Origin of the sequence: Microbulbifer bruguierae, assembly GCF_029869925.1 — a bacterium.
GTDB classification, from domain to species: domain Bacteria; phylum Pseudomonadota; class Gammaproteobacteria; order Pseudomonadales; family Cellvibrionaceae; genus Microbulbifer; species Microbulbifer bruguierae.
The window spans coordinates 4,075,339-4,088,817 of the sequence record NZ_CP118605.1 but is presented as its reverse complement, the minus strand read 5'-3'; the positions used below and the strand labels follow the sequence as shown (position 1 = coordinate 4,088,817).

Here is a 13,479-nt window from a genome sequence, read left to right as displayed (position 1 = left end):
AACCCGGTTACTCAACCGGGAAATTCAGCAGCTCTGGTCTGAAGTGCCTGATTGCATCCTTGAACGCCTGCCTCTGGAAACGCTCCTCAATCGGCATACGCAGAAAAGCCTTGTACAGACGACGAGAATTGTAGCCAGCGAACGTAGTAGCCATGGCATCGGTCTCAGCAATAGACTGAGAGCCCCACCCGCTCATCCGGTGCTCCCAGTAGAACAGATCGTTCAGGTCAACTCCCTGAACCTCGCTGAAATCGGAACTATCAATAAAATGCTGGAAAGCGGCACGGACAAAAGGTGAACCCTGTAACACGCCATAGGCTCGCGAGAAATCTTCCGTACGAGCAGCACTAATTTCTCCTGCACGTCCCTGGTAAAACCCTCTCAAAATTTCACCGCCAAAGCCCCGCGAATAGCTCAAGCGCTTACCAGGAAACATTTGAGAAAACGCATCAAGTAGCTGGGTGTGGGAAAACGGGCTATTCAAGCGTGAAAAACCGGTATTCTGGCGAATAGCCTGGAAGGACTCCGAGAAATATTGTTCCTTCATCTGATCAAATTTGATTTTAACGGTTACATGCTCAAGTCCCTGGGAGCTGGCAATATCGCGGGCCAATGCAATGTCCTTGGAGTTGCCGCCATTCTGATCTCCACGATACATGGTAAATGGCGTCATCGACATACCCTTTGCTGCAAGGGCCGCGAACAGAGTTCGGCTGTCTAGACCTCCAGTCAATCCGAAAAGCTCATGATCGAATGCAGACTTGATATAGTCACCGTACCCGTCGAGATACTGGATAAACAGTTTGGATGGCGCGATATATTCGTGGCTTTCCGGTCGCGGCCAATAGCGCTCCGTGCGCCCTTGGAAAACGTTCAGACGGTGGTTGGCCGGGCAGTAAAAGATATTTTCATAGATCGTACGGAGGCCAGGCAAATACTTCACATCCCGTTTCCGGTAGGCGTCGCTGAACATGAAGTACATGGTGTTGAAGTCAACAGGCTCTGCGGTAACTTCTCCGAGCAGGCAGGAGTGTGACGCGATCACCCCGGGCATCTGGGCATTGTAATATATCGACCTGGCGCCGAAGGCATCGTGATAAACAAACCACTCCCTGCCATGCTTGACCAAAATCAGGAAACGACCGGAAAGATTATCGAGCCGCTCCAAAAAGGCCGACTCATCGGCCGCGAGAGCGCAAAGGTCATCTGCGATTTGCTGGGCATCAAACTCCTTCAGAAACGGGTCGAAAACCTCACCGATGAGCATGAGCTGGCTTCCGGAAACCGATGAGGAAACCTTCCCCACTTTCGGGTCATGAGCAACGACCCAATCATCCCAATGGCTTGTATCCCAACCAGAGATCGATTTCAGCTGGCTGATATTGGGCTCGGCTGTGCCCTTGATACACGCAATAAATCCGAATTTATACAAGTATTGAGACGCATGTACCCCGGTAAAAAAACCACCATCGGACCTATTGGGATACAACGGTACAGCATCAACGCTAAATCTGGGGTCAACCGAAGTTGGCTTTCTGCGAAGCCGCCCCTGAATCCAATCAAACATCTGAAGAACCTTAAATGTTTAGGCGTCCATGACTCCGCCATTATTAAAATAGGTCTTTATTTCCGCCTGTTCACCGAATAATTCACCGGCGGCGTCCTCCACCTTTTCCAATCCATCAACCTCTACAGCATGGGTTGGAGGGTATTCCCACAAACTGCCATCCATCATAACGACAAGCGGCGCTGAAATCCGAAGCCCAACATGCGCGAAGGCAATATCGAACTCATGACACAGGGAAAATACCTCATCCACAATGGACGCCCCATGCCACCCAACGTAATTCGGCCAATGGAAGAGTACTACACGCTCCCCGCACTCGACCCGGGACCGGATAGCATCAAGCAGGCTATGAAGCTTTTTGCCTCGAACAGAAAAATCAGCAACAAGCAGAACATCAAATTCTCTGGGCGTACCCCTACAAATTGCGAGCGGTATTGGGAAGTCGCGCCCGGCACTGGATCCCGACACAGGCTTGCCGTCATTCTGACGATGCCACCAACGGGCAGACTCCCGGTATACCCGACGCAAGCCGTAGTGGATGGTTTTGACATGTGTAGCCTTGGTGCGCGTGAGCGTGGTGTCATCAGAGAGCGCAAAAGACAAGGGCGTGCTGGGCAATACACTTACTATGGCATCATGGCCGTAGTGGTGCTCAAGCCGCCACAAGAACTCAGTATCCGCAGCAACATTCACAGCGTCCCACATACCAACCATATCCAGCGCCGACTTGCGAATCAGAGCCGATGAATGATTTTTTTCTACGAAGTTCTCATCCAACAACCAGGGGCCAACAAACGTCATATCACCCAGAACACGTACCCAACTACTGAACGAAGCGACCTTTTCCGGGTTGTGGAGCAATGGCTGAAGCTGGCGCTCGAGCTTTTGCGGATGGGACCAGTCGTCACTATCGTGTACCGTCACAAACTCACCGCGCGCCAACTTCATACCTTCATTACGCGTCGGATAAGCGCCCATATTCACGGAATTTGCCACATACCTCACACGAGGATCGCGTTCTGTATAAGCTATCGCGACCTGAGCCGTGTTATCACTACTGCCGTCGTCGACGATAATGACTTCCAGCGACTTGAGTGACTGCTCCAGCAGACCATCCAGAGCAATTTGCAATGTAGCGCTGGCGTTATATACCGGCATAATCACACTGACCAACGGCTTATCACCTGCCGAAGTGTGATCAACAAATGCTGGCACTGCCGCTTCACTGGAAAGGTTGTCAAGCGCGAGATCTCTGCTCTCATCCTTCAACCGGGCGCCAGCCAGACCTACGCGATAGAAAATCTCATTGAGCGCACTGAGGCGTTGCGATAACTGATCGTTAGCCCGAAGAGCATTCGAACGAACAAAAGGCAGGGTAGAACCAAAGCCCAGAGAATAATTTTTGTCTTCAAGCAGTGGCAGTATTGCGCCAAACTCCCCGAGCAAAGAGTAACATTTAGCCAAACCGACCAAGGTGCGGCGGCTTGCGCCCTTCCCCGAGATCGAGATTGACTCTTCTACTCGCGGCAGCGCCTCCTCGATGTCGCCATGGGCAAACAACCATGCCGCCATATGCCAGGCCGCCATGCTGTCGCCTTTCTGCTCGACACGACGCTCCAACTCAGGCCATGCCAAGTGATAGAAACCGCCCCACATTCTGGACTTAAGGGCAGACGAGGAAACAGGCTTACCCTCGGCTATGGATTCCACATTTGCCCCGTGATAGGGCAACCGACCTTCGCTCTTTCCATACTGGACATAGTGCAACAGGGGGTTGACCTTGGCAGACTTTACATCCGGATTGGCACTCAAATACCAATCCGAGTCGAAGTCCGCACTGGGATCACGTCCTACGAAGCCGCCAACCAAGATATAGTCCTGGATAAGCTCCTCAGGCGATTTGAATTGAACAGCCGTAAAACTGCATTGACTACGATAGAATGGCTCATCAAATAAGCCACTATCTCTTATCAGTTCAACCTCACCATGGCCGACCGGCACGCCCTTTTTTTCAAAGACAGAACCAAGCCCCTTTACGACATCCTTGAAAATTGACCGACTTTCGGCTTCAGAGCTTTCCGACCAAAATTTTTCCAACTCGGAAAGCCGCGCACGCTGCCTAGCCATCTCAGTTCTCAGGCGTTCAATCACCTCGAGCGCCTCCAAAAAATTTTTGGGTTGTTCGAACTCTTGCATCAGCTAGTCTCTGCGTGAAACTGGTTAAATCAGCTTGATTACTTAATCTTTATGAAGTTTTTTGCGCCGGTACTAGGCTCTACCGTACCGGTCTTCCATTCTGACGATATCGTCTTCCCCAAGATAGGAACCACTTTGCACTTCGATCAAATCGAGGGGTATCTTTCCTGGGTTTTCTAGGGAATGGACATGTCCAATCGGGATATACACTGACTCGTTTTCAGACACGAGCTTGCTAACCCCTTCAATCGTTACCTTCGCCGTTCCAGCAACAACGATCCAATGCTCTGCACGGTGATGATGCATCTGGACTGACAGTTTTTCTCCTGGCTTTACCGTGATTCGCTTTACCTGGTACCGGTCACCACTATCGACGGAGTCATATTTACCCCAAGGACGATAAACTTCTCTATGCAGGTTATGCTCATTACGACCGCCATCCTTGATACGTGCCACAAGATGTTTGACATCCTGAACCTTCCCTTTGTCCGCAACGAGAATCGCATCCTTGGTTTGAACGATCACAAGATCATTAACACCTAAAGTGGCAACTAATTGGGATTCAGAATATACGTATGTATCAGAACTCTGCTCCAGAATAACATCACCAGAAACCACATTTCCGAAGCTGTCTTTCTCACCGATTTCCCACAGGGCCGACCATGAACCAACATCACTCCAGCCCGCACTCATTGGAACAACAACGGCAGAATTTGTCTTCTCCATAACCGCATAATCGATAGAATCCGATGGACAGCGAGAAAATTCATCGGCGCCGATACGCACGAAATCCAAATCCTCATTGATATTCTGAAAAGCCGCATCGCAAGCAGAATAGATTTCGGGGCTGTATTCGCGAAGTTCCTCAAGGTAGCGACTAGCTTTGAACATGAACATTCCGCTGTTCCAATAGTGTTCCCCACCCTCCAAGTAACACTCTGCAGTCTCTAAATCCGGCTTCTCAACAAAGTCAGCCACACGGAAAGCATCAATTGAGAGGCTATCACCGCGACGAATGTATCCATATCCGGTTTCAGGTGCGGTGGGCACAACCCCAAACGTCACAAGATACCCGTCATTTGCGAGTGCCTCTGCGGCAGAAATCGCACGGTGAAACTCAGAGCAGTCATCTATCACGTGATCTGCAGCCATAACCAACAATACCGCATCACTATTCGACTGCATGGCCTTCATAGCAGCAACAGCAATGGCCGGAGCGGTATTTTTCCCTATGGGCTCAAGAATAATATTGTGATCAAGATGTCCCATCTGACGCAGCTGTTCGGCAGCAATAAATCGATGCTCTTCACTACAGATCATCATTACCTCAGCTGCATCAAGCCCATCGAGACGAGTGAGGGTTTCCTGCAGCATCGTTCTCTCACTGGAAAAGCTGAGAAACTGCTTCGGAAACATCTTCCGTGACAACGGCCACAAACGAGTGCCGCTTCCGCCGGCCAAAATAGTTGGATAAATCATTTATAAGCCTGAAAAAAAACAATAACTTTGGAAGTTGGTTATAACTCTCAAGACATCAGCACAACAATCACATTCACTCTAACGAATGAAATATTGACTTAGCTGATCGAACCCTGCTTTTCACATTTACACAATTCCCAAGCGAATCGAAGCTACAAATATAGAACGAAACACAATTCCCACAAGAATCAAGTGCGTATGCTACTTACAACAGCAACGCAACAACCAAACTTACATTCAAAAACAGTAAAACCGAACATTTAACAAGATCGATTCCCACGCGTACAGGAAAAGAAGTCATCCAAAGCTTCTCGTGCTTCTTGAGCGTTTGGCACGAGATCATACAAGCTACTACTTCCCTGCGAACCCTTTAGAATTCTCTCGCTTAGAACGGTGTCATTTTCCAAATCAACATTAGACAAACCAACGAAGTCAAAAACAGAATTAACTTTCCTGCTTTTTTCGGACATATCACCTACGTAGAGATCCTCAAAGTAGACAATTTTATAGTTCATTGATTCGGACTGCATTTTTTTTAGCAACCAATCCAGATACATTGCGCAGTGCGCGCCGTGCTTAATCATCTGGTCAACTGGAAAATCATTAAGTGTTTGTTGGCCACTCGCAAATTTTTCATACCCACCACTTTTTGCTTTCCCCTTACCCCAAACATCAGTCTGCTTTGCCAAAAACAGCGAAAACAATCGAGAAACCTCGTCCTTTCTAACCAAAACGATGTGTCGGTAATCACGCAAATGACTTAACTTCAAAACCAACTCGTTGTTAAAAGAAAAATCATGCAACTCGAAACAATGCTTGATCAAAGGACGTTTTTCGAGCACACGGTCAAGCATTTTTCCTGCCTGCTCGACGTTTTTTCGTCTAAAGTTTTTAGTAATTTCACCAAGTGACCGTTCGCCATTAAACGGTTCATGATCGATAGCTTGGAACTTTGACTCATCAAATAAGGCTGTGGCTAAAGAGGTACCACCAGTCCGCTGGAAGGTCCAAATGAAAAAAGGGTTAGACATAACATCTCCATAAACAGCTGGCTGCCCACAGCCAAAAAAAACTAAAAAAATAGATCTGGAAAACGCCTACACGGAAACTAAAGCAATGAATACCGAAGAATCTGGGAGACTGACGAAGCCACATACGACAACCGTCACCTAATTAAATATACATTAACCAAAAATGAATCCGGATAGGCGAATCTGGCAAGCATCGGGCAACTAAACCTCATTTGAAACTAAGATAACTCATCGCTTCTCTAGCCAAGCCAGCATTCTTTAACGCCTCGTAGAATTCATCCCAATTAGCAATTTTATCTTCTGTAGCTGAGTCATCTTGTCTTCCAATAAGGCTCTGCTCGTCGACTAAAGTGGCATCAAAACCAGCATCGGTATTGAGCTCAGATTCATGCTCAGCAGCGCCAACCCAGGATTTCAATAAATCACGCCAATGAATTGCGCAAGCCTCATTCCCGATATCAATGTCGTCTTCATAGGTTACCTGGTGAACTTTTAAGCCCTTTTTTGACATCACGCTATAAACGAGCGAATACCAATCCAATCTTGGCTGTCTCCAACGCATATATTGATCAACATTAAGAGCAGGCTTTACACCTGTAGTTCTGTTCTGAACGTAAGACTTAGTAATTTTAGCTTTACGAAAAGAGATAAAGCTGTCCACACACCGACGTTGCAAAATAACAGGAGTAAATCCCGGAATAGTAGCAAGAGCCTCCAACCCCTCTTTAACGCCTATTAAATGATCGTTAAATATCTTCAGGTACACAGCTTTCTTACCAGCCAACCGAGCAAAATCGACCAGAGCCAAGACAGTTTCTTTAGGATGAGATCGAATCCAGCTAGAAAACTCAGCATCATCGGGCTTAGAAAGGTCCCGAGCGCCAGTTTTGTGCCTATCATTTATGAAACGGCAAGTCTCTTCAGACACAGAGAAGGCCTGCTCTGGGTGAAAAATCTCGGCGTAGACATCAACCTCCGGCAAGTTGCGCAAAACATTCGCCAGGTAATTTGACCCCGTTCTAGAAATTGAAAACAGGCAAACTACCTTTACGTCAGAACACAAAGAATTCATAGCTTTTCTCGATCACTCAATATCATCAAACTAAATTTAGGAAATAGGAGCTTGAAACAACCTTCTATGTGAGAATTATCATGCAACTTTACCGAATAGAGGAAATATTCTTTCAGGCAATTTACAATCTAGGAAATCACACAGCTCTACAAAACCATCTCCTTTATATAGGTCAAAATACAGGAGGTCATCAGACCTTCCATCAGCAGAAAACCACTGCTTTACACGCTTTAGATGGTTATACTTTTCTTTCAGCCACTTTTCTCGTTCTACATTAACAAATGAACCCACATAGTCGCCACTTTCAAGCGCACTCTTATTTCTGCCAACGTGCCTCTCCCGATCCCGCAACCATTCCTCGTCATCTCGGCAAGTGTAAATAAATTTGCTTCCCGGGTAAGCGCTGTAAAAATATTCAAAATATTGAATTATTGGCCATACATCACTAAATACATCAAAGTACGAAGCGTCACCTAAAGGATCTCTCTTTCCCGCCTCAATTGCATTCAGAAGTGAAAACTGGAACTTTTTTGCCTCCTCCATCCTTGACTTAAGGGATCCAACCTCTGGAGCCCAATGTAAGGAATTAAGCCCCATAACTTGGAATGCTCGATGCAATATCGAGGTGCCAGTAGCATTCATGCCTATAACAAATATTTTACCGTCGCTCATATTACCCCCGTAACCCCACTAAAATCTGCTGCTATTAATTTAGATTGAGAAGCTAGTCAAACCTGAATCTTCGATCTTGTACTTCGAGAATGGGGTATTGCGTAAAATATAGTTACAAGCATCCTGAAATGATGCCGCAAAAATGTGATCCCCCTTCACCTCCAGTTTATCCGCCGAAATAAATTTAATTACATTCCCCCTATCCCAATGATTAACCTCTGGAGTTTTTCCAAGGCTATCAACATTAACCAGCAGCAGTTTTTTATTTGTTGGTGTCGGAATTAAGTAAGGAGACGAAAACTTGTACGAGTAAGGATTGTAAATACATGTACGTATGATTTTATTAAGGCTTCCCAGCATCCGAGTAAGATTAATCTTTGTTTCACTATGGTACTGGTCAACAGATTTTTCATTGGCGCCTATACTTTGCTGAGCAAGCGAGTATATTTTGTAGTGCCGAATTGGCAACAAAAACTCACACTCCAAATCTTTTGGAGTTCGTTTAACGCCATCAATAATTAAATCGTGGAACCCCTGGTTCAGGTGCATCTTTTCACGCCACCTGACCAATGGAAATTTTCGAAGACTATCGAGTGAACCGTTACAGCGATAACGTATATCCAGAGAGTATGCCCACGAAGAATGCTCCCCATAACTCCACACTGCTGTGTTATGTTGAACATATCGATGCTGTAAGTTTGCAGGCCGAAATTGATAATATTTACAATCATCCAAAGTAATATTATTTGCCTGTAAACCACTTCCTACGTATTCACTACCGCCGGGGTAAAGGTCCAATAAATAGCCAGAAAAATACTCCCGCCCATGGCCAGCCACGAATTCTAATGTTTTATTTCTTGATTCCGAACCAGCGCTGACCAACTCGACATACTCGTCGCTATCAACAATATATGTCCACCGACTCTGGCAATACGAGTTCAGTAGAATCTCCATCCAAAGTGTCTTAGCAAACTTAAACTGACCAACGACTGGCGACCAAACAAATACGTCATCACAATCTTTAAAGGTTTCAGAAACAGGTTCAACCGAGCCATCGTCTATCAGGAAAAATGAATCAACTCCAATAGACTTGTAGTATTCGTACCACTCCTTCAAGTTTGGCTCATTTTTTATGCACGAAACCAGACACACCGCACCAACTTTAGAGGTGTTTGGCTGATTTGACTCACATTTTAGATACCACTTCCTTAGAGTTTCAACGTCAATGGAGGAAACGATTTCCTTCTGACAATTTGAAATCTCAGAAATGTACTTATCCTTTAAATCATGGGATGACGTATTTTTTATATACGACAACAAATGGTTGTACACTGAAGCCAAACGCAATTTGGCATCGTCTTGCACGTAGTTGGAATTATGTTCACCTACCGCCGCGCGATCACTTTCAAACCGGTTCGCGCCTGTATCCTCAAGCTCGATCTGTTCAATACTGATTGAGCTCTCTTCAAGAAAACGCCGGAACGGATGGCTCTTCTTGATAATGTTTTTACCTTCGCCTTTATAACAGATATATTTTGTGCCAGGCTGGTTCACCAGGACACTGAGCATTGCGTCCATTTCATCCCACTGACGAGGTAAAAAGTCTTCGTCATACCCCCACTGCAGGTAGTCTTCCATCCTTATGGAAATACGCCCACAAGTTCCATCACCCCAGTCTCCCTGGAACTGGTGAAAAATACACTTGTATTGATACCGCTGGAAAATATCCAGAATATGTCGCCCACCCCGATAACCGGTAAAGTTATCGCCATCGAGGCTCGCGTAAATTTTCCCACTTACATAGGGTTTAAAGGCATTTTTCGCCTTACCGAAGTGCCAGAATTCCAGATCTTTCAGGTGATAGAATTTGAGGTATCCAGTTGCCAATTCATTTTGGAACTCGCTTTCCACCCACTTTGCAGTGCCGTCGTCATGATCAAATGATATGACGATAAACTCAACGATATCGCAATCCTCGCGGTTATCCTCAAGGTTTTTCCTCAAGGTCGACTGGATATCACCCAGGCGATTCATAACCGGGATACAGAAAGAAACTTCTATTGCGCTATTTTCAATTTTTCTGTCCATAGACACCTCAGAGTCCCTCGACTACTTTGTAAAATCCACTCGAAAAGCTTTCGGCTGTATGCTGGCAACCGTTATGAGCCAGCCTTCCCATTCTCTGTAGCTCAGACGCACTTTTACCATATGCGGTCTTCAGCGAACCTATCAGGCCCGCGATACTTCCGTCGTAAAGAAGCCCGTTATCACCGTCGACAATTTTTTCCTGGAACATTCCTATCCGCGGTGCGATACATGCTTTCTTGTGAGTAGCTGCCATGTAGTAACTACCTGAAATCAGAATCTTTTTATACGTCAGCACGCTAAACTCGCAGCTCTTGTAGAGAAAGTTCACTTCTGCATCAGATAGATTTCGGGAGATATAGAGGAAATTGTCCGGGTAGCATTTAGTCAGAACTTTCGCCTTTTCCGTAACCTCTGGATCCATCGGGCGACCAGCTACAACAAGCCGAGCATTCTTATCACCAGAAGACAAGATTGCGCTGAATGCATCCAGCAGGTCTGCAACCCCCTTGTATGGACGAATCATTCCCAAAGATAGCGCAAAGGACTTTCCTCGACCTGACCATGCGGAAAACTCAGAAGGCTCCTTTAGATCTTCACTACCCTCGACAGGATCTGGATAAAGAGGGTGCTCGAGAACTACGGCCTTTCTCTTTATTTCGACACCGAGATAAGCTTCCATGATTTCGATCGTATTGTTTGTATGCACCAACACACAGTCACAAAGCTCAACAAGCGCCTTCATCAACTCAATCAATAATGGCGAGATATGCTCAGGTTGGTCATGATCAATTTGATTATGGATAGTCCACAAGATCTTCACACCGAGGCACTTGTAGAGCTTCAGTGTTCCGAGATAATTTCGCAGTTTGATTTTTGCTTCTTGAGAATTTTCAGCGCCAGCAAATACCTCTTTAAGCCAATGGACGTGGTACACGCGATTTTCGGCGGCAAGGAAATCCAGGCTATTTTTGTATGCATCGGAGGAGGACGGCTCATATTTCGAGCTCTCGGGCTGGCTAGAGCCATACAGTATTCCCTGATAGGGGTTTCCCCGGTAATCGGGATAAAACTTGACCATCAGTTTTTGGTCTTTTCTACCGCCAGAAAAGCCTGTTTTTTCATTCAGCTGCTCGGAACGAAGCTGCTCGAGCAGGAGCCACCATTGCCCCTGATCAGTTTTATATGCAGATGAGAACTGCTTCGCAGCTTCCGCATATTTTTTATTATAAAAATAATCCCTGGCTAAGCTTAGATTTTCAGTCGACATCTTCTAACTCACGAAATACAAATTGTTTGTTGTTACGACCACACGCCGCAATCCGTCACGCGGCTCCTGGCAGCATTCTCGAATCCCAACCAGGTTCGAAATGCCCTCCCCGGACTCAAGGTCTTCCCCAATAGAACGGCCTCTCCTGGCAATGAAGATGCTCGTCATATGAGGGGATCCCCTACTTTTAAACCTCGAATCCTTATACGACCACAACGCCCCCTACATACCCCAAAACCAATCCCAATAAAACTGCGACGAAAGCACTAAAACCGCGCTCATTCACCAGTACTTTAAGCAACCTAAAGTTGAAGCAGTCAGTGCAACAGCCTAATTTGCCTTCCGGAGCGAAGTCATTCGCTTGGTATCTCGCTTGATCGAGATATAGTGGAACAGCGGATTAACTCCAGCCTCAACCACCTCAGGATGTAATTTTTTATACCAGCTAGTTGAAAATACACTGTTAGGATCTCTATCTTCATCGGCACCATGCCGTACATAGTGCTCTACCGGATCCAAGCCATCTTCGGCGACATCAGGGTACTCATTCAGGTACCAGTCATCATCGAATAACATGGATTCTTTGATGACCCTAATAACCTTTTTGATCGCATGCTTTTCCCTTCTCTGCGACGATGAGATTTGCTTCAGCGGTGAGATCACCCTCCAGGCACCACTGCTCCTCATCTGCTCTATTTCATCCTGCAAAGAGTTCAATTTTTCCCGGGCGGCTTCCAATTCCTCAATTAGTGATACGTTCTCTGCCAAAAGTGCCTTTTTGGCGTTACTCAGCTTCTGGAGTTTTAGATTTTTCTCTTCGATCTTTTCTTGTAAGACATCTGCTTTATCCTCACTCTCCAGTTCCGCGAGCTTTTCCTTTGCCATACTGAGCTCAGCATTTGCTTTGCTGAGCTCATTATTTGCATTACTCAGCTCAGCATTCGCGCCCTGTAGATCAGCTTCAACAAGCTTCTTGCGACGGCTCAGGCCCAACAGCTTAGCGTTCTTTTCTTTTATCAAGTCGCTCATAGTCTGAACGTCGCTATTTTCGTATTCCATCAGCTGGTGATAATAATGCTCGAGCTCTTCCTGAGTGTGGTGGAGCTGCTGCGTAAGTAAATTGACTTCCGCTTCCATCAGTTTAAGCTGATTGCTGGTATCGACCGTTACCTCCAGGCTGCCAGGCAGTTGGCCACCTTTCCGCAGGTTATCCAGTTCACTGTGTGCCGCCTGAAGACTACTGGTTAATTGCTCAATCTGCGCAGCTTGCTCTGACAGTCTGAGGAGTAATGGGCGTCCGGAGTCGCTTCCATAAACGTTTAGCTGTTGATAATAAAACTCAAGTTCTTCCTGGGTATGATGCAGCTGCTTATTTAGCAGCTCGATTTCCTGATCACGCAGGTAAAGATTACCTTCGAGCTCCATGATTTCTTTCTTCGCGAGCCCTCCAGCTCCTATAGAGCTCAGTGAGTCGTAAATGGCATCCACATCAAGGCTGTCCATAGAACGACCACGACGCCCCTTAAGAGAAGTGCGGAGTTCCAACTCCCGGAGTACCGGAATCAATCTATCAGTACATGCCACCTTATGGGCAGCCAGTAGATTGTTCAGCTCTGTACTCTCAACCCCTTTAAGTAGTGCAACAGAGGGCAATGCGATAGAACGTTGAAAGCGTGTTTCAAGCAGCACCTTCACATCTTCTTGGTCAGATTTAACGATGGACAGGTCCAGTAAAACTGAATTACGGCTGGATTTTTTATAAAGCTCCAGCAACAAGCCAATACCCTGCTCCCAGGCTTCAAGCGCGTCTTCCGGTCGAACGCCCAGATCCATAGCCGCCGCCAATGCACTTTCTGCGTTTTCATAAATCAGCAGGGTCGTAGCTCCGTCCTTTGACGTATTGCAACCAATAAAACACGACGGAGGCTCTTCAAAAAATGGTCCATTCTGGTTTGAAGCAATGCCCAGGGATTCGGCCAGTGCCTTTACATAAGGCAATCTTGTCGCCGGGACTGCATTAACGATCAAGCTGATTTCTGAGTCGCTCATATCCGATCTTTTCGTTATCAAATTTTATATATTCATGGCCGAGCGTTCCTCGGCACGC

The 13,479-nt window shown here is 46.4% G+C and carries 9 protein-coding genes; all 9 read right to left on the bottom strand.

Annotated elements, in window-relative coordinates; all coding sequences use genetic code 11:
* Window positions 1–7: 7 nt before the first annotated feature.
* A complete protein-coding gene (locus PVT68_RS16730) occupies window positions 8–1,567 on the bottom strand; it encodes an asparagine synthetase B family protein (protein ID WP_280320089.1) in 1,560 nt (519 codons plus the stop codon).
* A gap of 18 nt (window positions 1,568–1,585) precedes the next feature.
* Window positions 1,586–3,763, bottom strand: a complete 2,178-nt coding sequence (locus tag PVT68_RS16725) for a glycosyltransferase family 2 protein (RefSeq protein ID WP_280320087.1) — start codon at window positions 3,761–3,763, stop codon at window positions 1,586–1,588.
* Between the two features lie 72 nt (window positions 3,764–3,835).
* The gene (locus tag PVT68_RS16720; RefSeq protein ID WP_280320084.1) at window positions 3,836–5,242 is read right to left on the bottom strand and encodes a mannose-1-phosphate guanylyltransferase/mannose-6-phosphate isomerase; all 1,407 of its coding nucleotides are present in this window, start codon (window positions 5,240–5,242) and stop codon (window positions 3,836–3,838) included.
* A gap of 260 nt (window positions 5,243–5,502) precedes the next feature.
* Window positions 5,503–6,273, bottom strand: a complete 771-nt coding sequence (locus PVT68_RS16715) for a hypothetical protein (protein WP_280320082.1) — start codon at window positions 6,271–6,273, stop codon at window positions 5,503–5,505.
* Window positions 6,274–6,481: 208 nt separating this feature from the next.
* Window positions 6,482–7,345 (bottom strand): hypothetical protein, encoded by an 864-nt coding sequence (locus PVT68_RS16710; RefSeq protein ID WP_280320080.1) that lies wholly within the window; start codon window positions 7,343–7,345, stop codon window positions 6,482–6,484.
* Window positions 7,346–7,423: 78 nt separating this feature from the next.
* Window positions 7,424–8,017 carry a sulfotransferase gene (locus PVT68_RS16705; RefSeq protein WP_280320078.1) on the bottom strand — a complete coding sequence of 198 codons (594 nt, stop codon included), beginning with the start codon at window positions 8,015–8,017 and terminating at the stop codon, window positions 7,424–7,426.
* 39 nt (window positions 8,018–8,056) lie between these two features.
* On the bottom strand, window positions 8,057–10,105 hold the full coding sequence (locus PVT68_RS16700) for a glycosyltransferase family 2 protein (protein ID WP_280320076.1): 2,049 nt from the start codon (window positions 10,103–10,105) through the stop codon (window positions 8,057–8,059).
* 7 nt (window positions 10,106–10,112) lie between these two features.
* Window positions 10,113–11,372, bottom strand: a complete 1,260-nt coding sequence (locus PVT68_RS16695; protein ID WP_280320075.1) for a glycosyltransferase family 4 protein — start codon at window positions 11,370–11,372, stop codon at window positions 10,113–10,115.
* Between the two features lie 330 nt (window positions 11,373–11,702).
* On the bottom strand, window positions 11,703–13,421 hold the full coding sequence (locus PVT68_RS16690; RefSeq protein WP_280320073.1) for a hypothetical protein: 1,719 nt from the start codon (window positions 13,419–13,421) through the stop codon (window positions 11,703–11,705).
* Between the last annotated feature and the right edge of the window lie 58 nt (window positions 13,422–13,479).